We start from the raw sequence: 24,144 nt of genomic DNA, 5'->3' as shown, positions 1-24,144 counted from the left end.
TTTTGTACTATTCTTTTAAATAGTACAAAATGAAATTAAAAACACTCCTGCTGCTATCTTTTTTAGTATTACACTTATCACAACTAACAGCACAGAAAAAGTATATTTCCCTTTCTGGGGTTGTCAAAGACATACATACCAAAATCGCTGTACCATATGCAAATGCTACCATAAAATCTTCAAAAGATCCTAAAGTTTTCTTTGGAATTATCAGTGATGAAAACGGGCGTTTTACTTTTACAGCTGTAAATTCAGGAAATTATATTTTAGAGATTAGTGCCATTGGCTTTAAAAATCAATCCAAAACCATTTTTGTAGGCACACTCTCAGACTACCTCGAATTGGGCAATATTGAAATTGAACAGGATGTAAATGCGCTTTCTGAAGTAATTGTTAACGGACAGAGCCAGCATTCTTCTGTAACGCTGGACAAAAAAGTTTTTACCGTTGCCGACAATATTGCACAAAGCGGCGGGTCAGTACTGCAGTCGATGCAGAATCTGCCGGGAGTAACAGTTGAAAACGGAAAAATACAGCTTAGAGGGAGTGATAAGGTGGCCATACTAATAGACGGCAGACAGAATGCTTTGACAGGGTTTGGAAACCAGTCGGGACTTGACAACATACCCGCTTCTGCCATCGAAAGAATTGAGATCATCAATAACCCATCTTCTAAATATGATGCAAACGGAAACGCCGGAATTATCAATATCATCTACAAAAAAAGCAAACAGGAAGGCCTTAATGGAAAAATAGGAATCAGTTCCGGTTATGGCGCATTGTGGGAGCGCAAAGAAAATCTGCCCGATATAAGAGCACAGTATCACGTGACCCCTAAAATCAACCCCAGTCTTTCCTTAAATTACAGAAAGAATAAAATAAACACGTACCTGCAGGCAGATTATCTCTATACTGAAACGCTGAATAAAAATGAGTTTGTAACCAGAACTTATGATGATGGTATTGTTATCAACCAGCAGACCAAACGAAACCGCGATACGTACTTTACAACATTAAAAAGCGGTATCGACTGGAATTTAAACGATAACAATTCATTTTCATTTTCAGGACTTTTCGGCAGTGAAAAAATTATAGATCATGGCGATCAGCCATTTTTTAATGAGGATTACAGCCAGCGTCTGCGTTTATGGCAGTTTCTGGAAGATGAGCTCAAGACCACTGTTATGGCAAGCGCTTCTTATCAGCATAAATTTAAAGAGGCTGGCAGAAAAATAAGTGCAGGGATTAATTACACCTACCATCAGGAAGATGAAAAATATTTTTTTGATAATATTCTTCCGGCCTCTACAGGACGTGATGCTTTTAAGCTGCTTTCTGATGAAAAAGTAGTCGACGTAAATCTTGATTATGTGCAGCCTTTAAAACATGGTCGTTTTGAAACGGGAATAAAATTCAGAAACCGTGAAATTCCAACTAATATGCAGTTTTTTCCGGGACAAAACTCTCCGATCGATGCTAATGCAGGAGGCTGGGCTGTTTATAAAGAAATCATTCCTGCATTCTATGGCACCTATGTTTATGAGTCAGAAAAAATAGAAGCCGAGCTTGGCCTTCGATATGAATACGTTCAATTAAATTATGACGTTAATCCTGATCATCCAACCTATAAAAGTGACGGCTATAACTATACAGAACCTTTTCCGAGAGTTAAGCTGGCTTATAAAATCAATGATAAAAATAAAATTACGGCTTTTTACAACAGACGTGTAGACAGACCGAACGAGGTTGACATACGCATTTTTCCCAAATACGATGATGCCGAAATTATCAAAGTAGGAAACCCCGGTCTTCGTCCCCAGTTTACAACTGCCTTTGAAGCCGGTTATAAATGTGATTTTACAAAAGGATATTTTCTGGGTTCGCTTTATTACAGAGTCATAAACGATGTTATTACACGTATTGCCACAACGGTTCCCGGAAGTCCTCTGATATACAATGTATTTCAGAATGCTCTTGAAAGTTCTTCTGTTGGTGTGGAACTTGTTTATGCAAAAGAAATGACGCCCTGGTATTCATTTAATTTAAACGGAAATCTCTATAAAAATACAATTGATGCCTTTACTGTAACAAATTTATATCCCGTGCCGTCCGCATACACGGCCGAAGAGCAGCAGGCAGTTTCAGGAAATGTAAAATGGAACAATACTTTTCAGTTTGCAAAAACAGTATCGGGACAAATATCCATGATTTATCTGGCTCCGGATATTATCCCTCAGGGAAAAATTAACTCTCGTTTTTCTGTCGATTTAGGTCTTAAAAAAACGGTGCAGAAAGGTAAAGGTGAACTATTTCTAAATGCTACGGATATCTTAAATACACTGGTCATAAAGAAAGAAATCCAAGGCGAAACATTCAACTACACGGCGAGAGATTATTACGAAACTCAGGTAATTCGTTTTGGGTACAGCTACAAGTTTTAGCTGATTTTAAAAATTCAAAATTAATTCAGAATTGGATTATAAAATTTGTACTTCAAAAAAACAAACATGATTAAATCAACTTCAGCGTACGGCAGATATTCTCTGCTGGTGCATTTTGTTATCTGGTTTTTAATTCTTTCACAGGTTTTAAGGATTGTCTTTTTTAGCTGGCAGTGTAATGAGGTTTCCTGGAATTTATTTGACTTTTTAAGAACAATTCTTACCGGATTATTTTTTGATATAGGCACCATTGCATTTATCTCGATTGCCAGCGTACTGTATTATACTTGTATGCCCAACCGATGTATAGGTTCTATTTTGGACAGGGTGCTGGTTTATTTTTTTACAGCGCTGACAATGTTCGTGCTTGTTTTTACTTTTTTTGCAGAACTGACATTTTGGGACGAATTTAAAACCCGTTTCAATTTTATAGCAGTTGATTATCTGATCTATACCCATGAAGTCTTAGCGAATATAAAACAATCCTATCCCCTGCCCTTACTTATCGGCGGAGTTTTGCTTCTTACTTTTCTTTTTCTTCTCCTTTTTTACAAGAGGCAGGCTTTCACAACTGCATTTACTTCTAAATCAGGAATTAAAACAAGGCTGATTGTTTTAACAGTAAGCGTTATTATTGCCTTATTTTATGGCTTTTTTATCAACAATAGTCAGGCGGAGTGGTCTTCTAACCGTTATAACTCCGAGATTTCAAAGTCGGGTATTTATTCTTTCTTCGCTGCTTTTCGAAATAATCAGATGAAATATGCTGATTTTTATACTTCCATTTCTAATGATAAAGCATTTTCTCTTGTGAAAGCAAAACTGGCTGATTCTAAGTCGGCATATTTGAAAAAAGGATATTCGGTTCATAGAAAAATTACCGACAGCATCCCATCGGCTTCAAATAAAAACGTGGTTTTCATTCTTGTTGAAAGTCTGAGCGGAAGCTTTTTAAGCGAATTTGGAAACAAGGAAAACATAACGCCTTTTTTGGACAGTCTGGCGCAGAAAAGCATATTTTTTGAAAATTTGTATGCCACAGGAACCCGTACAGTCCGAGGTATGGAAGCTGTCACCTTATGCATTCCTCCCACACCGGGACAGAGTATTGTAAAAAGACCAGATAACCAGAACCTGTACACAGTCTGCAGTGTGTTTAAATCCAGAAAATATGACTGTAATTTTTTCTACGGCGGCGACGGCTACTTTGATAACATGAATGCCTATTTTGGAGGAAATGGATTTACGATCTATGACCGCGGACGCGGAAGTGTTTTAAGTGACGAGATTAAAACCGTGCGTCATAATATTGACGATAATGAAGTAACTTTCGAAAATGCCTGGGGAATCTGTGATGAAGACATTTTCAACAAAATGCTTAAAACCGCTGATGCTCAGTACAAAAACAACAAACCGTTTTTCAATTTTGTAATGACAACATCCAATCACAGACCGTTTACTTACCCTTCTGGAAAAATTGATATTCCATCGGGAACAAGCCGTGAAGGTGCAGTTAAATATACCGATTTTGCCCTAAAAGAACTCTTTAAAAAAGCTAAAACGAAGCCTTGGTTTAAAAACACGGTATTTGTCATTATTGCTGATCATTGTGCCAGCAGTGCAGGAAAAGATGAAATAGACGTGGCCAATTATCATATCCCGGCATTTATTGTAAACTTGCCGGAGAATCAGAACCAGAAAATAGAAAAACAGTGCTCTCAGATTGATCTTTGGCCTAGCTTGTTTTCGCTTTTTCACTGGAGTTATGAATCTGACTTTTTTGGAAAGAATGTTCTGTCTCCCGATTTCGAACAGCGCGCCCTTCTGGGTACATACCGCAAGCTGGTGCTGATGAAAAAAGAAAAAGTAATGATTTTATCCGATCAGAAGAAACAGGCTTTCTATTCCTGGAACAAAAAAGACAACAGTCTTATTCCGATGCCGATAAATCAGCACTTTCTCGAAGAAACAATTGCATGGTACCAGACCGCTGATTATCTTTTTACCAATAAACTTTTAAAATAATGATTTATATTCATTTTATTATAAATCCGATTTCAGGAGCCGGAAAACATAATTTATCTGCTTCATACCTGAAACAGCAATTCCCGAAAGAACAATATAAAATTGCGGTTGACTATACTGCTCAAAAAAAACATGCTGTCGAGCTTGCAGAAGCAGCCATTAAGCACAACCCGGATTATATAATTGCCTGCGGAGGTGACGGAACTATAAATGAAGTGGCTTCATCGCTGGCAGGAACAGCTGTAAAACTCGGTATAATACCGGTAGGTTCCGGAAACGGACTGGCATCAAATTTAAACATTCCAAGGGATTTTGAAAGCGCTATTGCGATAATCAAAAAAGGAAACTCAAAAGCTATTGATGTAGGAATGTTAAATCATAAATACTTTTTCAGTAATATGGGAATAGGTATTGATGCCTTAATTATCAAAAAATACGAACGCGCGGGAAAACGAACCCTGCCTGCTTATATAAAGGCTGCCATATCATCAAGCTTCGAATTTAAACCGCAGAAAGCTCTTGTGCGTTTTGACGACCAGATTGTAGAAACCAATCCGCTGATGCTGTTTGTATCAAATTCTAACGAGATGGGCTATCAGATGAGTCTGACGCCGCAGGCAAGTCTGCAGGATGGCTTTCTTGATATGATTATCATTCCAAAATTATCTTTTTTCGAGAAAATAAAATTGGGCTATAACGTATTGGGAAAATCAATACAAAAATTCGAAAAAGCGAAGCACTATATGGTAAAAGATATTCGGATTGAAATGCCTTCCAAAATTTTTATAGATGCCCAGATTGACGGTGAAAGTTATAATCTGAAAACAAATAAGCTGGAGGTAAAAATACTGCCGGAATACCTGCAGGTATTGGTGGATTAAAATATTCTGAAGAAAGACATTTTAGAACTCTCTCTGCAGAATATTTTAAAAATTTTACTTCATCTAGAACTGCCGTACAAAATTAAAACCAACCTGTTTTCCATTATAAAAAGGCATCACAAGTGACGAAGTTTTATTTTCATTCGAAGATTTAAAAACTTTTTCCTGCAGATATGGGTAGATCCAATATGCCGCTTTAGTACTTAGAATACCTATACCGGCACCTGCAACAACATCAGTAAGCCAGTGCCTGTCATTGTACATTCTGAAAAGTCCCGTACCAGTTGCTACAACATATCCCGCAACACCGTACCAGATAGACTGGTCTTTGTATTCCTGATACATAAACTCAGCACCCGCAAAAGCAGTAGCAGTATGTCCGGAGGGAAAAGAGTTATTCGAAGAGCCGTCAGGTCTCTCTACTTTGGTAATATTTTTCAGCGCAAATACCGAGACGCTCATCATTAAGTAAGAACTTGCCAGTATGATAGATCTGTCTTTCAAATTATTTTTTCCTTTTACTCCAAAAGTATTTAATGCATATACCGATGCAGCAGGTGCCCATTGAGAAAAATCATCAATTGAAATCTTATGATCTATATCCTCATTAACTTCTTTTTTTATTTCAGCATTGTAACTTTTCAGCTGGTCACTCTCCAGACCTATAAAACCATATCCCAGCAGCACTCCCGGAATAATAAGCTGTTTATAATTAAACTTTAAATTGGCCACACTGTCCTGAACGATAATAGTATCATTTACTGCTGTCTGTGCAGTAACGGCATTACTGAAAATGATAAATAGGAAAATTTTTAACATGTCAAATAAATTTAGATTTAGTACTTAATTAAAAAAATGTAATTTTCCCTCATGTACTGATCGAGTTTAATGAATAAGAAAGCAAATATAAATTGCAGTATAACGTATAGAACGGACTGCTTTTCTAATGCAAATTTGAGACTGAATTTTGAAGAAATTCTGTATTTCAATACGTTAAAAAAGATTTTATGAAGCGCGATATAAAGGGAGCAGTTTATTATTATCAGAGTATTTTTTTAAGTTTCGAAAATCAAATAGATTTATTTTTAAATCCCAGACAGTAATTCATAGACCAAAGAAAGACAATTCTGCCTTAAGCATAAAATCTTTTCAAATCCTCCATAATAATTGTAGAATTTTATATTAGTATAATTCTCTAAACCAATTGAGTTTTTTGCATTTTTTTGCATCAATCCCCAACGGGACATCTAAACCAAATTCACAAAGCCAATCAAAGACAGACACTACATATAATAAGCCAATCTCTTCAAATCGTCCAAAAATTTTATAGAAATTTGTCCCGTAGAGGTCACTACTCGGGACAAAAGAAAATATGATCTTTTGTCCCGTTTTTTTTTAGCCCGTCATCTATTGTTTACCAATAGATACCGTTAACCTTTCATTGACTCGAGCGGTTTTTATTTTATTTTCTTGAAATGTGAAATTTTCGGGAAAAATTAAACCAATCATCTCGCGAGAATCAGCTAAAGTGCCATTTTCAAAGGCTTCTCCGAGCTTTAAAAGGTTTTCCAATCCAGTGTTCGTTAAATGTTCTATACTGGCTCTGTTGTCCTCTACATTTTCAAACCATAAAATTTTCGTTCATTAACTAATTGAGGTCTATTCAAATATAGTTTCTCAACCAAATATTTTGTAGTACTTTTTAGCCCCTCTACTATCCCTGTCTCAAATCAGTATAATTTACCTTTAAAGGATCTGGATAAAAAGCCTTTTATCACAAAACCTTCAAAGCGGCAAATATCACCTTCGCGAAGTAAAAGCTTTTTTTTGCAATTGTTTTTTCTTGAAATAAATTACAAAATGATTTCATTTCATTTTCAGTTGCGAAATATGAGCGCTAATATTTTTTTGAAGCAATTCCATCATTTTGACTTTTTTGTAATGAGCAATAAAATTAATAAAATATAGATTAGTATTTATCTAATTAAAACTTCCTTTTCTAAACTTAAAAAAAATGCAAATTGATAATCACTAATGCACAGTGATAATATTCAGCAAAGTCTTTAAAATAACTTTGCATCATAATTGATAACAAAATTAAATACAATGAAAAATCAACTTCCACCGGCTAAAACCTATTTAGTCAAAGACACAGGACTGGTAAAAGTGCATTCTTTGGTTTCTCCAGCACCTATGTTTGCCAACGCAACTCATATTATTGAACTTCCTAATGAATTAATCCTAGTTGATGGACAATTCTTTGGCCAGTACGGACAGGAATTTAGAACCCTGGCAGACAGCCTAAAAAAACCTATTACTCGATTTTATGTAACACACGATCATCCGGACCATTATTTAGGTATGGGTGATGCTTTTGCAGATGTTGCGGTCTATGCACTTCCTGAAATAATAGATTCACTGGCAGAAAACGGACCGAAAGAATTAGAGGAAAAACAGCATCATATGGGCGATTTGATTGCCAGCAGACTTTCTCTGCCTACTGAAATTGTACATCCAGGCGAAGAAATCATAGATGGTATAAAATTTATTTTTGAACGCGTACTGAATACAGAAAGCCCAACTACTTTGGTTATAAAACTTCCGGAACTTCAAATTGCTATTGTGCAGGATATCCTTTACCATAATACACACTCATTTATTACAGGTTCTCTTGACGGATGGAAAACAGCTATTACAACTCTTTGTGAAGATGCAGCTTATGATATTTATCTGCCTGGACACGGAAAACCAGCTGATAAATCGGATCTGGACAATGCACTAGCTTATCTGGAAAAAATTGAAACGATACAAGTTAATACAAACGACAGCGAGCAGTACAAAAATGAAGTTATTGCAGCTTATCCTAATTACGCAGGGGCTAAACTGATTGATATCTATATCCCTATTTTATTCAAAAAATAATAACTATAGACTTATTATAAATTTAAATTAATAAAAATGAAATATTTCAAAATAACTGCATTGGCATTTTTAACCGGACTAACTGCTTTAAGCGCACAGGATTTACCAAAGGCAAGCGTTATTCAATCTGTCAAAACAAAAAAAATATCAATCTACACGGTTGTAGCGCCGCCAGAGATGTTTACCAATACCACACATGTTATTGAATTACCAAATGAACTAATTGTAGTAGACGGACAATTTTTCGCTCCTTATGCACAAGAAGTCAAAAAATTAACGGACAGTCTTCACAAACCCGTTACACGTTTTTATATCTCGCACGATCATCCAGATCATTATCTTGGTTTTGGAGATACTTTCCCTAATGTTCCCGTTTATGCTTTGGAAGAAACAAAACAAGTTATTGAGAAATCTGGACAGCAGGTATTAGAGCAAAGGCAAAAACAGTTTGGTCCTATTATCGCAAAATCATTAAACCTGCCAACGCATATACAAAAAAAAGGAAAAGAAGTGATAGACGGCGTAACTTTTGTCTTTGAAGAATCGTTAAATAATGAAGATGCTACATCGCTTGTAATTAAAATCCCTGAAGTAAAAGCAAATATTCTACAAGACATTATTTACAATAAAACGCATTTGTTTATTTCCGGAAATACTCAAGGCTGGCGCAATGCAATTAAAAAAGAACAAAACGACAAGAAATATACTTTAATCCTGCCTGGGCATGGTAAACCAACTGATCCGAGTATATTTCAAACTGATTTAAAATATCTTGATTTTGTGGATAAAGCACTTGCTGCTTCTAAATCTAAAGAAGAATATAAAGCAAAATTATTGGCTGAATATCCAGATTACGGCGGAGATCACCTTATTGATATTTACCTTACCTATTATTTAAAATGGGACTGGAATAAAAAATAATACCGAAAAACGGTCTGTTGCAGACCGTTTTTTATAATTTCGTACTATAGCTCTGTATAAGTTTAAATATCATTTTATTTAAAGATAAAAAATATGAATAAATTTCTTTTAATACCAGTATCGATACTGTTTTCTATATGCTCAAATGCACAGCAGACCACACCCTTTGCACAGCCGGAAAGCGTAAATTTTGACGGCAAATATTTTTATGTAACCAATATTGGTATTAATCCTGATCCGGGCGCAGTCGATGGTGATGGTTTTATTAGTAAAGTAGATCGTACTGGGAAAGTAATTATGAAAAGTATAACTGGTGAAAAACTGAATGCTCCAAAAGGAACTGCTCTTATCAATAACATTTTATATGTTGCAGATTTAGAACGAATTGTTGGTATTGATTTAACAACTGGCAAAAAAGTAAAGGAAATAAGTCTTGCCAGTAATCACACAGCTTTTACAAATGATATCTCAGTTAAAAACAACAATACCTTATTTGTTTCTGCAACCGATACAGATGCCATATTAGAAGTTAATTTAAAAACTGGAATGGCATCAGAAGTTGTAAAACTTAAAGGCGTTAATGGAATTTTTTATGATAAGAAATTAAATCGCCTTTTTGCCTGCAGTTTTATTTTTAAAGATTCTAAAGCAGGACAAATAGGGGAAGTAAAATGGGGAAATGGCAAAGCAGTTTACAACAGAACAGGTAATTTTGGCGGTGCTTTTGATGGCTTATGGCTCTTGGACAAAAACACACTAATGGTTTCTAACTGGGCCGCACTAGATCATCCAGCGGGTTATCTTGAAACAATCAACTTAAAATCCAAAACTTCTAAAAAACTGGAATTACCCCTTATGCACGGACCGGCTGATTTTTATGTTGATACCGCACATAAACAAATATTTATTCCGGTTGTCATGGAAGGAAAACTCGTCATTAAAAGCTATTAGTTAATAATAATATCAGCATGCTAAAGGTTAAATTTGAAAAAAATAAATACGGATCCGAATTATTACTAGACTGTGTTGATTTGTCTGAAATTTTGGACCACGGCATTGCTGTAAAAGAGATGCACGTTACTGCTTTTTATGAAATTTTCTTTTTTATGGAAGGCAACGGTTCAATAAATTTAGAAGGTAAACATATTGATATCGAAGCACCTTGCATACTTTTTCTTCGCCCAGCACAACCCCGCCAATGGGAATTATCTAAGGTAAAAAAATGTATGGTGATTTTTTTTGAAGGCGCTTTTATGGAAACATTTCTAAAGGATCCTTTATTTCTTCACAGACTGTATTTCTTTCTTGGTGGTACCTTTCCGATGGTACTTCCTGTAGAGCAAAAAACATTAGAATCTTTTGAAAATTTACTGCAAGCAGTAACACAGGAAATTGAGAATCTTAGAGATGACAGTCATCAGCTGCTTCGGGCTTATTTGTATCAAATTCTGATTCTCTTAAATCGTAATTATACGCAGCATTATGAACTAAAAGGCAATTTGTATGAGAATCTAAATATGTTGAATTTTAAGCAAATGCTTAAACAAAACATTAAAGAGAAACAAACTGTAAAAGAATATGCCTCGCTGCTTAACATGAATCGAAATCGACTTAATCGTCTATGTCATGAAATTTTCGCCAAAGACGCAAGTGCTATTATCAAAAACGAACTAGCTGAATCTTGCAAATACGATCTGCTCACCACAGATAAAACCATAACCGAAATCAGTTACGATCACAATTTTTCGGCTCCTTCTAATTTTGTGCGTTTTTTTAAATCTATGACGACGATTTCTCCGGCTGCTTATCGTGCAGAATTTGTTAAAGAATAATAATCAATTTTGGAGTTAGTCTTTTCTAATAATTTATCTCTATATTTTTCATCCACTTATACTGGATTTTGAGGAAGGAGATTTGGCCTTTTTAAAACCTAAACAAATCAAAATTTAGAGAGTCATTCAACTAAACTGGAGCTGCCTCCAATTTTGCCACAAAAAATTAATGCAGTATCTTTTACATTAAGTAAATAAAGTAAAAAATACCAGAGTGTATTTTGTGGCAAAATCAAAAATACAACGATATCAATTTTGTATCAATCCTCAGCAGGACATCCAAACCTTTTATGTCTTTTTTCTACTATTTAACAGCCTATTCTGGAATCATGCGCAAAAGATTAAATTATGGGGATTATGCGGATCAACACGAAATAGGTATCTTATTTTAATAATATTCTTTCAACAATTGTTTTATTTGAGGAGGCATCAATTCCGGTAACTTCCGCATACTTTACATTGGGTAACCAAAAAGAACCTCCTTCAATGCGTACAAATATTTTTTCTACCTGTATTTTTTTCTGATTTATATTTACAAAAACATGATATTTTTGATCAGAATCTGTCTTTTTCAAGGTTAAAGGCAACTGTTTATACGATACAAACTGAAGCTCAAAGTCTTCATTATTCAAGGCTTTACTTTCTATTCCGTATGCAAATTTGCGTTGTATATAAGTAAAATCTTTTTTTACTCCTTTCTCAGCATATCGAATCCAATATGCTTTTATAGGATTGCTTTTATCTATTTTTCCGTTTTCCTGATAGTTTATGGCATAAATTGCAGTGTTTATATTCGGGTCCCGCTGAATGTAAAACAGCATATTATCTATGTTTTTAGGCGTTGGAAAATGTAATGGCGATGGATTTTTGGATTGTGCCAATAGATTTCCGGAAATTATAGTTACTAAGATCATTATAACGATTAGTAGTTTTGTAAAATGTTTAAGTGATAATTTATTCATAACGAATCTTAATTTTTTTCTTTTTTGGATTATTGTAAAAAAGCAGAATGTTTTCTCCTAGCCCCGATAGCAGTGTAAATCCTTATTGCCCGGGGTTCGGGTAATAAGATTACAACGGATAGCGGGACCAATCTTTTAAAAACACACAAATCTTGTGCTCCAGGAATTAATAATCGAAATCAGTTTCTAACTAATTTGATTGAATGAAGTTCTGTTTTTCGTTTGCCTTAAAAACCCAATTCTTAATCAGAGGATAATTAAATCCATAGGAAACAAATAAATCCGTGATTAATCTTCCGATTTTGTAATCGATTTGAAATACTTTTTGCAACATAAGCGTACCAAATGATTTTAAGGAAATGCTTCCCAGTACAACCAACGCAAATTTAAAAAGCTGACTATTGATGGGACTTCTATAACCGGATTGATTTTTAAATACCCAAAATCTATTGATGCTGAAATTGATAATGGCACCAACGGTTCCGGAGATTAGAATAGAAAAGGTAAAATGCAGTTTAAATACTTCAGTTAATAAAATCATTACCCCATAATCGGTAATGCCGCCTAAAAATGCCGCAACTTGTGCTTGTAGAAAAGTCAAAACGGATTTTTTACTGAACATATCAGTCTTGGTTTTTATCTTTTAAATCGCCCAACTTTAAAAGTTTTAAGCTATCTATAGTGTTAATTATCAATAAAACAATGGTGATTAAGCCAGCCGAATAGGTAATTGATCCGGGAAATACAACTTCTGTAATTAAAATAAAAGCAATAATAAACCGAAGTTCTGTTGGACCAACAAATCCGGAATCGATACTGTATTCATTTGTAATTTTGTACCGTAACTGGCTGATGATGATAGACCAGCCATACAGTGCGACAAAAGCAAAGGCTACTATTTGTGTGCCGTTTTTAGCATAAATGTAGTAGCCAAAGCCTATGAGTACAATACCGATCCAATCGGCAATAATATCGAGTGCAAAACCATACCAACGGCGTGGAATATTTCTATAATAAGCCAGTCTTCCATCTAAAGAATCGCCTAACCAATTTATAACCAACCCAATAATACCAAAAAGTAAATACCAATTTGCTAAATAAGTACCTAAAACAAAAGCTAAAAAAACTAATCCCGAACCAAGTGTACCAATTAAAGTGAGTAAATTTGGCGAAATGAATTTAGGCACCCTTGGAAGCAAAAATACAATCGTTAACTGTTCTGCTTTTTTTAAAATATTAGTTCGCTTACGGTCTGAAAATGTTCTTTGTGCAATTGCACTATACTCTTCAACCTGTGTTTCTTTTTTCATCAGTTGCCCAATATTTGTAAACCTGATACTATAGCCAATTCTAGTTTAGCAATTTTTAGTTTTATTTTTCTTTGCGTATTTTTAAAAAAATAGGTCGTACGTTTTAGCTTACCTGATCTGACCAGATAACTAAATGCGATAATAAACAGCATGATTATTTAACAATTCCCGCAAAACGTTGATAGAAAACCGTTGGACTGTTCTCATCTTTAGGAGCATATTTTCCTGCTATAATTGGAACATAAATAACTCTTCTTCTGCTTTCTTCGCCACGGATAGTTGATTCTGCTACTCTGTGCCACAAACGGCCATCGTGAATGGTTAAATCTCCGGCTTCCGGAGTGATGGAAACTTCCTGTGGATCAGGTTTATTATCTAAAAAGTACTTTTTACGGAAAAGCATTTGATAAATACTTTGTTTATGAGTACCCGGAATGATTTTAAGGCCGCCGTTTTCGGGTTGTAAAGTACTTAGATGTATACCCACATTGAGCATCGGGTTTAATTTTCCACCATAAAAAATATCCCTCAAACCATCTGTATGCCAGCCCATTTTAGTAAACTTACTTTCCGGCCCATTGATATAATGATTAAAAACCATTCCGTCTTTTTCTTCAGTCCCTAATCTCGCGCCATCGCCTGCCAATGGCAATAAACTATTAAATCTTGGATCAAGTAAAAGACCGCTTAAGGTTTGATGATGTTGATTGATAAAGGCAAAACGTTGTACAATAGGAGAACCATCTAAATCTTTTCCATATTTAATGGGAACACCATTTACTTTTTGAAGGTCATTGTCAATCCATTTTTGCTCCACTTGTTTGGAGGCATCAATGATTGATGAAACTGTTTCCGGATTTATAAATTTTTTGAAATGGATAAAGCCATGTTCGTTAAAAAAGTTAATTTGCTCAGCAGTTAATTGCTCAGTAAGAGTAAAGGTTTTATAAGAAGATATCATGATAAATAGATTTAATAAATGAAATAATGAGTTTGAAATTTTATCTAAAAGAATTAGCAGCTGCTACAGCAACAACAACAACAGCACATTCGCATGTTTGCGTGCATTTGGCTTTTAGAAAAATTAAACATATTTCTTTTACTAGACATATTCTATCGAATTAGTAGATATTTAATACAAATGTAATATAATTTTTATCTTACAGTCAAATATTTTTTTACTTTTTTTTGAAAAAAATTAAATTTTATAGATTCCAGCTGCAGTTTTTTCGATAAATGCCTTTGGTAGTATGCGATTGGCATAAACCGAAATGATATTTGTAAAACCCGGAATAACTTCTGATTTTTTGCTGAACATGGCTTTTACTGCCATTTTTGCGACTTCATTTGGCTGCATATTAAACTTTTCAGCCATTTTGCTAAGAGCGTCTAAACCAGCTCTTGAAGCAAAACCGGTATCAACAGGACCAGGACTAAAACAGGTTACTGAAATTGAAGTTTGGGCAAGTTCGAAACGCAGGGCACGAGTAAACGATAAAACAAAAGCCTTTGTAGCTGAGTAAACAGCCAGCGTAGGCACAGCCTGGTATGCAGCAGTACTCGATATATTTAAAATGTAGGCTTGTTTTTCTTGTAAAAGTATGGGCACTAATAAATGTGAAAGTTCTACAACTACATTCATGTTAAGCTGCATCATGCCAAGCTGATCGGTTAGAGAAGACTGACTAAAATCGCCCCACACCCCATAACCGGCATTGTTAACTAAAAAGCCAACAGGATAGTTATTCATTTTTATCCAATCGGTTACTTTTATCGATGCACCATTTGTCGAAAGATCAATCGATAAAACAGGAGCATTGATGCCGTATTTAACTTGAAGATCATCAGATAGTGCTTTTAATTCCTTGTCACTTCTTGCAACAAGCAATAGTGAATAACCCTGTTTAGCCAATTCATAAGCAATAGATTTTCCAATGCCTTTGCTGGCGCCGGTAATTAAGGCATACGGTTTAGTTTTTTCGCTCATTTTATTAATTTAATTATCAAATATAAAGATTAATTGTAACGATCTACACTTTTCAGATAATGTTCCATATACAAATAATTAATCCTTTAAATTTAGAGATAATTAATCGTTCAAAAAAATTAAAGAAATCAACAATTGTAGTAGGTTATTTGCTTTTCGATCTAAAATAAAAAAAGAAACATATAGAAATAAATAAGTTATAAAAGAGATTTCAATCGAAATCTCTTCTACTTTTGCCAAATGTTAGAAATTCTTTACCAAGACAAATATATTATAGCTATTAATAAACCAAGTGGCTTGTTGGTTCACAAATCATTTTATGCGCGCGATGCAAAAGTTTATGCTATTCAGGAATTGAGAAATCAAATAGGCCAACACGTTTATCCTATTCATCGGTTAGACCGCAAAACATCTGGCGTCTTGTTATTTGCGTTGAATACAGCCGTTTTGAAAATTATGAATGATCGTTTTGCCATACGTGAAGTCGAAAAAAAATATTTAGCAATTTTACGTGGCTGGTCACCCCAAGAACTAACGATTGATTATGATTTAACGAATGATGATGACATTAAACAAAATGCAATAACACACTTTCATCGTTTGCAAAATGCCGAAGTTGCGTTAGAATTTAACAATAAACCAACGTCACGATATTGTTTGGTAGAAGCGATTCCTGAAACTGGACGTATGCATCAATTACGAAAACATTTCAAACATATTTTTCATCCCATTTTAGGAAGTCGTCCACATGGTTGTAACAAACAAAATAAATTATGGCTGGAGAATTTTGACCTCAAAGGAATGATGCTTCATGCACATCAGTTAATTTTTAATCATCCAATAAACAATGAACAACTGATTTTGAATGCAAAGATTAATGAAGAGTTTAGCAGAGTCGGTAATATTCTTAATCTGGATTTGAGTAAGTATAAATAGAATTTCCTTTAACAAATCAACAACAACCGATATTCCCCTTCGTTTTCTATTGGAGCTCTGTGAATACAAGGCAGCACTTGTTGTTTTGGATGATCTACGGCCAGCCTCCAAAGATGGCCTACCCCTAAATTAACAGGTTCTACATCCGTATGTGCCTGATAATGCAAATCAAAATAATTTTCCTTCAAAAAGTCTTCAAATTCTTCTGATGGTCCGTCATACAGCTCTTTTAGCTTTGCTCGGATTTCCGGAATTAAAATTTTTTGCTGTGCCTGCGAATTAGAAATAATTTCACTTGCCACTCCGTGATAGTTACATAAAAAAGTATCTGTTGCAATGGGCGAACGATCAACATGAAACGAATACACATCAGTCGATATGAAATCAAATTCATCATCACGTTCATAACACTTGAGTAAATTAAGAGAGGGCGAAGCTCCAAAATCAGCTAATAATTGTAAATCATTTAAGATTATTTCCCTTGCTATATTCCCCTTTTCTGATAGTTGAAGTGCGATTAGGTCTTTAGGATAAACTTCCGTTATATTTTCTTTTATGCATAACTGGGCTACAATTTCGTTAAAATCGCCATCTAAATTTCTGTACCAGCACAGCGCATTCATTTCTCCCTTGAAATCGGTATGTACAAGCTCAGAGAAAGTAGATACGATTCCAATTTGGCTACTGGCAGAAAATGTATTGCTCATAGTATAATATTGAGAAGTTAGTTACTTCATGCGTTACAAAATTATGTAATAGTAGGCAGTTGAGAAATTTTTACTGCTATAAACTTTTGGAGATGCGTCCTTTTTTGCTATAAAAAGTTAATGCTGTATCTTTTTACATTAAATAAATAAAGTAAAATTTATCAGATTGCATTTTGTATCAATCCCCACTTGGACAAATTTCTTAGCCTTTTATTAAAAACTTGTCAAAATAATACTTAAATTGCTTATATAGAAACAAATAAATGAAAGCTATTATTTTATTCATTCTGCTTTTCTTAACCGCTTTACCTGTCAGTGCACAGAAAGATGAGTTGCGCCTCCTGCAGGCAAATATTGATTCTATGTCTTATGTGAAGCCGACCAACGTAAGTATTGAACATTCAGATTATGCTGTGGTTGCCGGTGGCAGCAAGGGAATTGGTTATGGCATTGCCGAGGCTCTGGCAAAAAGGAAATTTAATCTAATCCTGATTGCCCGTCATCAGGATGCGCTGGATAAGGCAAAAGAAAGATTAGAAAAGGATTACAAAGTTCATGTTGAATTATTAAAACTGGATTTAGAGCACGAATCAACTGCCGATTCAATCGCCAGATGGTGTACAAGCAAAAATATCCACTTAAAAATGCTTTGTAATGTGGCCGGGTTGGGAGGGCCAAAGGATTATTTATCCTTACCTCTTGATTCATTGCGGTATATGGTGCGTCTAAATGTGGAGTCGTGCATGGCCTTGACTCTTACCTTGTTGCCGCTTCTGGAGAAAAACAAACCGTCTTATATACTGAATGTTGCAAGTATGGCCGGACTTGCCCCTATTCCTAACAAAAACATGTATTCTGCAACTAAATCAGCGGTCATCTCTTTCAGTTACGCTTTGCGCCATCAATTAAGAAAAAAAGATATTAGTGTGAGTTGCCTGAGTCCTGGTCCGGTGTTTACCAAGCCAGAGATTGTTCAATATACAAAGAAACAACTTGGCTGGTTTGGTATGAAGATGGCTGTACCGCCGGAAAGAGTTGGTGAAATTGCAGTTCGTGGTACGCTGCGGGGAAAAATGATGATCATTCCCGGAACTCTTGCGAGTATCAGTTCATTTTTTATTCGGATACTTCCCCGGAGGTGGATTGTATCCTTATATGGAACAGCTGCCGATTAAATACCGTTTCTGGGAAAACTTCCGAATCGAGAATAATTTGTGCGGGGGACACGCCATAATGGTTTAAGTAATTTCGTTCTTTATTGTTTCAATACTCCATCTACAGCCTGAACAGCGGTGGAATGATAACCCGACTTTGTTTTGCTCAAGCCTTTCCTTCCGGAGTTTTGACTATTTCTTTACATAAAAATACCCCCAAGCAGTGTCTAACTTTTTGGGGGCAGTTCAATTAAACATTTGATTTTTTTTAATTTTATAACAATCAGTTATTGCTGATGCAGGATATGCCAATCAGTAATATTACTTGTTGTCAAATTCCCTGCGGTTATAAAAAGCGTCATCATTACTATCATAGTTAGGATCATTTTCGGGATAATAGGACTTCATTACTTTTCTTTCATAGTCCCTGTCAAAATTATGCTGTGTATTGTATCTGCTTGTGTTTCTAAATGTATCATATCCTATATTGTTTGCCATAACAATTTTCGTATCCTTATTTATGTTTACAGATCCAATTGGTATGATAATATGGCTGTCTCCTTCTTTATAGATAAACTCCTTTCCGTTGTCGTTCGCTATAACATCACGCACCTCATTACGGTGGTCGTCATCTAGTAATCCTTTATCTAATTTCACATCCAGATAGACTACGCGCTGCATATCTTTATTAACCCAGAGATTATCAATTTTGCCTATTGTATGGTTGTCAGCATCCACTATCTTCCAACCTCTTACATCAGAATAATTTGAAGCAATTTTATAATCAGACAGTTCGTCCAGTCTGTATAAGTTTTTGTCTTTATTTTCCATAATTTTTTATAAATAATATTATCTACTGTATCCGAAGAACAATATTGGTCCCGCTGTTTTCCAGTTTATTGTTTCCTATTGTGCACTTGTACCGTTTTCAATTTCTATATTGCTTTCATTGTGAGCTTCCTGATCTTTTGCATAGATGTAGTATATAAGTGCTCCAATTATCAGCAGCGCCACAATCCATGGCCATATGGGTTTCTTTTTCTCAATTTTAATTTCTGCCATAACTCATTATTTTTTTTGATTATAAATAGTTTTAAAACACGATTAAAGATACAAATGAGAAGAGACTAAAAAGTATTTAATTTCAGCAGGATGTTACACAATTCCCAGTAGATTGATTTGAAAAATTATTTTATAATTATACAATTTCAATTCAATGAAAATCACTAAAAATCTATCATATAATATTAACGAGTCTGGTACAAAAAAAGCTAAATCGAAAGATTTAGCTTTTCATATTAAATTATTCTCTTTTCGGATCCAGCTTACTTTGCATCAAACCATAGTTTTGTAGTAAGCAAATCTTTTCCCTGAACTGCTATTGCAGCCTGATAACTATTTCCATTTAATGATTGCTCTGTGCCAGGATAGAAGAAACGCGAAGGTATTTTTCCATCCAAAACCGTTGCCGGACCGGCTGTCAATACCGGATAGTCCAGTCTTCTCCATTCAGCAAAGGCATCAAGACCTTGTCCAAAGAATGCAATCCATTTTTGCGTACCTATAGATTTGGCATAATTTGCGGCATCGTACTTCACACTTGCCTGGTTAAGATAATTAGAAATAATTGTTGCATTGGTAATGCCAAATTGATTTAACGATGCAGTAATTGCATTTTTATAAAGCTGCTCTGGATCTCCCGCAATATAACCACGGGCTGCTGCTTCGGAAAGATTGAACAGCACTTCGGAATAGGAAACTATTACAGCCGGCGATGACGATGTCAGGAAGTAAGTCCCCGGTTTTGATGTTTTGGCAAAACCCTGACTATTGGCATCACTGTTTGACAATCCATTGGCGCCTCCAACATATTTACCTACACTTGCATCTGATGGTAACTGGGCATAAACGGATAAACGCGGATCGGATAATTCATATAATTTATCAACCAATGTCTTTGAAATACGATAATCATCACGCGTTTCAAACCAGGCCGAGGCCGGATTTTGCTGTGGTGAACTGGTGTAAACAAACTGAAAGATTTCATTGTTGCTGCTAATTACTCCTGCAGCATCGGTTGTTGCATCAATCGCGGCTTGCTTCGCTAAAGCAGGTTCTTTGTCAGAAATTCTCAATGCTATACGCAAGCGAAGCGAATTCACAAGCTTTTTCCATTTTAAAATGTCACCTTTATAAGCCAAATCACCCGTTACAATACCGTTTGTTGTACTTAGCAAGGACTGGGCTTGTTTCAAATCTTCCAGCAATCCTGTATATACTTCTTTTTGAGTATTATATGCCGGTGTCACTTTTAGTCCTGCTTCTTTATAAGGAATGCTTCCATAAGCATCTGTCAACAATAAAAATGTCCATGAACGCAGGGTCAGTGCAATCCCTTTATAATTTGAATTTGCCTGCTGATCCGGGAAATTCAGAATCGTATTCAAATCTGTAATCAAGGTTGCGTATCCGGTATTCCACAAAGAAGTAAAAGAAGTATTGGAAACATCATATCTGTCCGGTTCAGTATATTGGATTTTAGCCCAATGCTGAACAAATAACAAAGACGAGTCAAAGTTATTTGTTGATCCCCAATATAAGTCGGCACCCTGTTTTAATGTTCCTGTTAACAGATAAGGTGCCAATGGCGTTTCGGTTGCATTTGGATTTTTATTAATTTCATCCAAAGTATCACTGCACGAGGTCAGTGACAATGTAAATAGAATTATATATGATAGTTTTTTTAGCATGATTCCGTGTTTTTAAAATTTAAGATTAACATTAAGGCTGAAATTTCGGGTACTTGGCAAGGATAAACTCTCCAATCCTTGTGCATTTCCAGTATTGAAAGCTGATTCAGGATCGATATTTGGCGCGTCTTTGTAGATAAATAACAGGTTACGGCTTGCGGCAGTAATACTTGCTCCTGCCAATCCCAGTCTCTTAATTAATTGCTTATTGAAATTGTAAGTAAGTTTTACTTCTCTTAATTTTACAAAAGTTGAACTGTAAATATAGGCTTCGCTGATATTGTATGACGCTTTGTAATATTCCTGTGCACTAAGTACTGACGTGTTTGGAGTTCCATCAGCATATACCCCGTTAAAGATAACTCCATCATCATATACTGTTACTCCATTTGGAGCGGTTCCTGTCACCAGGGTTTTTGTATTGGCAGTACTATTGCCTGGATAATAGTAGCTTAATCCACCATTTGCTGCATCCCTGCCCGGCATTGTCTGAGCTAGTACACCAGTATAATTACCCGTTCTGTTTGTTCCAGAAAAAATATCGCCGCCTACGCTGGCATCAATAAGGAATGAAAATTCAAGGTTTTTGTAGGTCAATGTGTTTGTAATACCACCTATCCAGTCTGGAGTATAATGTCCCAATACTTTCTTTTGAGGATCAGCTTTTGGTAATCCATTAGCTCCTACTACTATATTTCCACTTGCGTCACGCTGATAAGCTGTGCCATAAAGTGCTCCGTAGGCCTGCCCTACTGATGCCAATACATCAACACCTCCCGAAGAACCAATAGTGTAGTTTTGAATCTTTGCATCATAGTCAAGAATCTCTACTTTGCTTTTATTTGCTGAATAATTTAAACCTACATTCCATTTAAAATCCTGACTTTGAATAGGGTTTCCATCCAATTGAATTTCGATTCCATGGTTGTTTATTTTACCTGCATTGATTAATTGTGAATTATAACCGCTGGCAGCAGTTGTTTTTATCTCCAGAATCTGGTCAAAACTATTCGTGTTATAATAAGCGATATCAAAATGCAGTCTGTTTTTCCAGAAAGAGGATTCTATACCAAATTCGGTAGAGCGGGTTGTTTCCGGTTTCAGATTCTCATTGAGTTTCTTCTGGGCAGAGGTTTGAATTGGATTTCCGTCAAATGCGGTTTGAAAATTATAAACCGTAGACAATTGATACGGATCTGCATCGTTACCTACTTCTGACCAGCCTCCGCGTAACTTCAAGAAGTCAAGTGTATTGCTTTTCAGATTCAAAGCATCGGAAACTACTAAACTACCATTAATAGAAGGATAGAAATATGAGCGGTTATTACTTGGCAATGTCGATGACCAGTCATTACGTGCGGTCAGGTTTAAAAAAGCATAATTTTTATAACCCAGTTGTGCCGAAGCGTAGGCACTGTATACTCTCAATTTTGAGAATGAATTCGATGAAGTTAACGGATCCCGCGAATTGGTCAATGTATATAAATCGGGCACAGCCAGACGCGGTGCTTTTTGGTAATTGTTTGCATCGCTGCGGTTACGCACATTGTATCCGGCAAGGGCATCCAAACTAAAATCCTCGCTTAGTTTTTTGGTATATTGCAGGATAGCCTCTGTGTTTCTTTCGTTTACAGTATAAGCATCTTCAGCATACGATCCGAAAGGAGTTCCATTTGTACCATACTTAATCGTATATTTTCTGCGATCGTTATAATAGTCAACTCCGGTTCGGAATCTAAAATTAAGTCCATCGATAATTTTTGCATCCAAATGGATATCTCCTATTAAGCGGTTACGCTGCTGGCTGGTAGTGTTATAATTGGCATTCCAATACGGATTGCTGTAATAGCTGTTATTCCAGTTTCTGTTCCAATCATTATTGAGCTGATTGATATCTACCTGGCGTCCGAACCATAGAAACTGGAGCATCACACCTGCAGCGCGATTACCCGATGGACCACCCGGTAAAGCCGGAGCATCGGTAATAATATAGTTAGCCGTTACACCTACTTTTATATTTTTGGATAATTGATAATTTGAGTTAATCGTAAAATTTGTTTTGTTTACTTCACTGTTAGGCACTGTCCCTAATTGTTTTTGATTATTTACACCTAAACGGAAATCTGATTTCTCATCTGATTTGGCTACAGAAATGCTGTTATCATAAGTAACACCGGTATTAAAGAAATCCTTCACATTATCAGGATGAGCCACAAAAGGCACTGCCACATCATTTGAATAAAATTGAGGAATAAGGCGTCCATCCAATTTAGGCCCCCAACTTTCATCAACTCCATCATTAACACCGCCTCCCTTGCCATCTACATAGCTGAACTTTCCGTTTGATCCTTGTCCAAACGAGTTTTGAAATTTGGGTAAAGTAGTGACCTGAGCGATACTTATACCCGAACTGAAGCTTATTCCCAGTCCCTGTTGACCTTTTCCTGATTTTGTAGTTATAAGTACAACGCCATGGGCAGCACGTGATCCGTAAAGGGCAGCTGCATTAGGACCTTTCAGCACCGTTAATGATTCAATATCCTGTGGACTTAAATCGGCAATCGCATTTTTGAAATCACGGGTGGCCCCGCCAAAATTCAACTGTGAGTTATCTACCGGAACTCCGTCCACTACAAATAATGGCTGGTTATTTCCGGCTATAGATGTTTCACCACGAATAACAATACGTGAAGATCCCATGTCGCCCTGCGAATTTGTGATACGTACTCCTGCCAGTTTACCGGTAAGATTATTTAAAAGATTTGTTTCTTTTGTATTTTCTAAATCCTTGCTTTTAAGTGACTGAGTAGTATATCCTAAAGATTTCTTTTCTTTTGAAATACCCAGTGCAGTAACCACTACTTCTGATAATAGATTCTGTTCCTGAGAAAGACTAATGACAACCGAATTTGCAGTTACTACAGTTTCCGTTTTTTTATACCCCAGATAACTCACTATTAAGGTATAAGGTAATTTTTGTCCTGTCTGGAAAAAAAACTTCCCATCAAAATCTGTCAAAACTCCATGTGTAGTTCCTTTAATGTTTACTGATGCACCAATAACAGGCTCCTTTGTTATAGCATCGATTACTGTTCCTTCGAGTTTGGACTGGATTAACGGTTTGGTCTCCTGAGCTTTAATCCCTATGGAAATCAGTAAAATGCATAACCAGGTATATCTATTTAATTTTTTTTTCATTACTTTGTTTTGGTTTAATTAATAAGGTGAGCCGAAAATGGATTACTCCACTCTCACTTTCCTTATAGAGATGTACAATTTCTTTTAAGCCTCACCATTTCTGCTGCAACAGAAATGG

At 35.7% G+C, this 24,144-nt stretch carries 21 protein-coding genes; 9 read left to right on the top strand and 12 right to left on the bottom strand.

What is annotated here, in order from left to right:
• The first annotated feature begins 29 nt into the window (after positions 1-29).
• The 3 genes from ACEN92_RS03640 (at position 30) to ACEN92_RS03630 (ending at position 5,347) form a co-directional block, all read left to right on the top strand.
• Positions 30-2,441: a TonB-dependent receptor gene (locus ACEN92_RS03640; protein ID WP_495641014.1), complete on the top strand. Its 2,412-nt coding sequence runs from the start codon at positions 30-32 to the stop codon at positions 2,439-2,441.
• A 66-nt stretch (positions 2,442-2,507) separates the two neighbouring features.
• The gene (locus ACEN92_RS03635; protein ID WP_495641013.1) at positions 2,508-4,466 is read left to right on the top strand and encodes an LTA synthase family protein; all 1,959 of its coding nucleotides are present in this window, start codon (positions 2,508-2,510) and stop codon (positions 4,464-4,466) included.
• A complete protein-coding gene (locus tag ACEN92_RS03630) occupies positions 4,466-5,347 on the top strand; it encodes a diacylglycerol/lipid kinase family protein (protein WP_495641012.1) in 882 nt (293 codons plus the stop codon). The genes ACEN92_RS03635 and ACEN92_RS03630 overlap by 1 nt, the downstream gene beginning before the upstream one ends.
• Positions 5,348-5,410: 63 nt before the next feature.
• On the opposite strand, the gene ACEN92_RS03625 is transcribed toward ACEN92_RS03630, so the two are convergent.
• Entirely contained in the window at positions 5,411-6,166 is a 756-nt protein-coding gene (locus tag ACEN92_RS03625; protein ID WP_495641011.1) for a phosphatase PAP2 family protein, read from the bottom strand.
• Positions 6,167-6,754: 588 nt separating this feature from the next.
• Complete coding sequence (locus ACEN92_RS03620) at positions 6,755-6,919, bottom strand: hypothetical protein (RefSeq protein WP_495641010.1); 165 nt, start codon at positions 6,917-6,919, stop codon at positions 6,755-6,757.
• A 534-nt stretch (positions 6,920-7,453) separates the two neighbouring features.
• Between ACEN92_RS03620 and ACEN92_RS03615 the strand changes: the two genes are divergently transcribed.
• The 4 genes from ACEN92_RS03615 (at position 7,454) to ACEN92_RS03600 (ending at position 11,022) form a co-directional block, all read left to right on the top strand.
• Positions 7,454-8,269 (top strand): MBL fold metallo-hydrolase, encoded by an 816-nt coding sequence (locus ACEN92_RS03615; RefSeq protein WP_495641009.1) that lies wholly within the window; start codon positions 7,454-7,456, stop codon positions 8,267-8,269.
• Positions 8,270-8,305: 36 nt separating this feature from the next.
• Positions 8,306-9,190, top strand: coding sequence for an MBL fold metallo-hydrolase (locus tag ACEN92_RS03610; protein WP_495641008.1), 885 nt, complete (start codon positions 8,306-8,308; stop codon positions 9,188-9,190).
• A gap of 93 nt (positions 9,191-9,283) precedes the next feature.
• Positions 9,284-10,141: a YncE family protein gene (locus ACEN92_RS03605; RefSeq protein WP_495641007.1), complete on the top strand. Its 858-nt coding sequence runs from the start codon at positions 9,284-9,286 to the stop codon at positions 10,139-10,141.
• A 17-nt stretch (positions 10,142-10,158) separates the two neighbouring features.
• Complete coding sequence (locus ACEN92_RS03600; protein ID WP_495641006.1) at positions 10,159-11,022, top strand: helix-turn-helix domain-containing protein; 864 nt, start codon at positions 10,159-10,161, stop codon at positions 11,020-11,022.
• 383 nt (positions 11,023-11,405) lie between these two features.
• Here the strand turns inward: ACEN92_RS03600 and ACEN92_RS03595 are convergent, their stop codons facing one another.
• From ACEN92_RS03595 to ACEN92_RS03575, 5 genes are all read right to left on the bottom strand, one after another.
• Positions 11,406-11,936: a DUF4833 domain-containing protein gene (locus tag ACEN92_RS03595; protein WP_495641005.1), complete on the bottom strand. Its 531-nt coding sequence runs from the start codon at positions 11,934-11,936 to the stop codon at positions 11,406-11,408.
• A 238-nt stretch (positions 11,937-12,174) separates the two neighbouring features.
• Positions 12,175-12,606: a GtrA family protein gene (locus ACEN92_RS03590; RefSeq protein ID WP_495641004.1), complete on the bottom strand. Its 432-nt coding sequence runs from the start codon at positions 12,604-12,606 to the stop codon at positions 12,175-12,177.
• Between the two features lies 1 nt (position 12,607).
• Positions 12,608-13,294, bottom strand: coding sequence for a CDP-alcohol phosphatidyltransferase family protein (locus tag ACEN92_RS03585; protein ID WP_495641003.1), 687 nt, complete (start codon positions 13,292-13,294; stop codon positions 12,608-12,610).
• Positions 13,295-13,448: 154 nt separating this feature from the next.
• Positions 13,449-14,255, bottom strand: coding sequence for a phytanoyl-CoA dioxygenase family protein (locus tag ACEN92_RS03580; protein WP_495641002.1), 807 nt, complete (start codon positions 14,253-14,255; stop codon positions 13,449-13,451).
• 237 nt (positions 14,256-14,492) lie between these two features.
• Complete coding sequence (locus ACEN92_RS03575) at positions 14,493-15,281, bottom strand: SDR family NAD(P)-dependent oxidoreductase (RefSeq protein WP_495641001.1); 789 nt, start codon at positions 15,279-15,281, stop codon at positions 14,493-14,495.
• Positions 15,282-15,521: 240 nt separating this feature from the next.
• On the opposite strand from ACEN92_RS03575, the gene ACEN92_RS03570 reads away from it, so the two are divergent.
• A complete protein-coding gene (locus ACEN92_RS03570; RefSeq protein ID WP_495641000.1) occupies positions 15,522-16,217 on the top strand; it encodes a pseudouridine synthase in 696 nt (231 codons plus the stop codon).
• A gap of 8 nt (positions 16,218-16,225) precedes the next feature.
• Here the strand turns inward: ACEN92_RS03570 and ACEN92_RS03565 are convergent, their stop codons facing one another.
• Entirely contained in the window at positions 16,226-16,924 is a 699-nt protein-coding gene (locus ACEN92_RS03565) for a DUF1826 domain-containing protein (RefSeq protein WP_495640999.1), read from the bottom strand.
• Between the two features lie 263 nt (positions 16,925-17,187).
• Here ACEN92_RS03565 and ACEN92_RS03560 point away from each other — a divergent pair, with 263 nt between their 5' ends.
• A complete protein-coding gene (locus ACEN92_RS03560) occupies positions 17,188-18,099 on the top strand; it encodes an SDR family NAD(P)-dependent oxidoreductase (RefSeq protein ID WP_495640998.1) in 912 nt (303 codons plus the stop codon).
• Between the two features lie 300 nt (positions 18,100-18,399).
• Here ACEN92_RS03560 and ACEN92_RS03555 read toward each other — a convergent pair whose 3' ends face one another.
• The 4 genes from ACEN92_RS03555 to ACEN92_RS03540 form a co-directional block, all read right to left on the bottom strand.
• Entirely contained in the window at positions 18,400-18,909 is a 510-nt protein-coding gene (locus ACEN92_RS03555; protein WP_495640997.1) for a PRC-barrel domain-containing protein, read from the bottom strand.
• Positions 18,910-18,984: 75 nt separating this feature from the next.
• Positions 18,985-19,140, bottom strand: coding sequence for a hypothetical protein (locus tag ACEN92_RS03550; RefSeq protein WP_495640996.1), 156 nt, complete (start codon positions 19,138-19,140; stop codon positions 18,985-18,987).
• A gap of 263 nt (positions 19,141-19,403) precedes the next feature.
• A complete protein-coding gene (locus ACEN92_RS03545) occupies positions 19,404-20,828 on the bottom strand; it encodes a SusD/RagB family nutrient-binding outer membrane lipoprotein (protein ID WP_495640995.1) in 1,425 nt (474 codons plus the stop codon).
• 12 nt (positions 20,829-20,840) lie between these two features.
• The gene (locus ACEN92_RS03540; protein WP_495640994.1) at positions 20,841-24,026 is read right to left on the bottom strand and encodes a SusC/RagA family TonB-linked outer membrane protein; all 3,186 of its coding nucleotides are present in this window, start codon (positions 24,024-24,026) and stop codon (positions 20,841-20,843) included.
• Positions 24,027-24,144: the final 118 nt, after the last annotated feature.

The sequence above is a fragment of the Flavobacterium sp. Flavsp81 genome (genome assembly GCF_059491325.1).
Note: the sequence above shows the minus strand (reverse complement) of the source record. Positions and strands in the feature narration are given on the sequence as shown.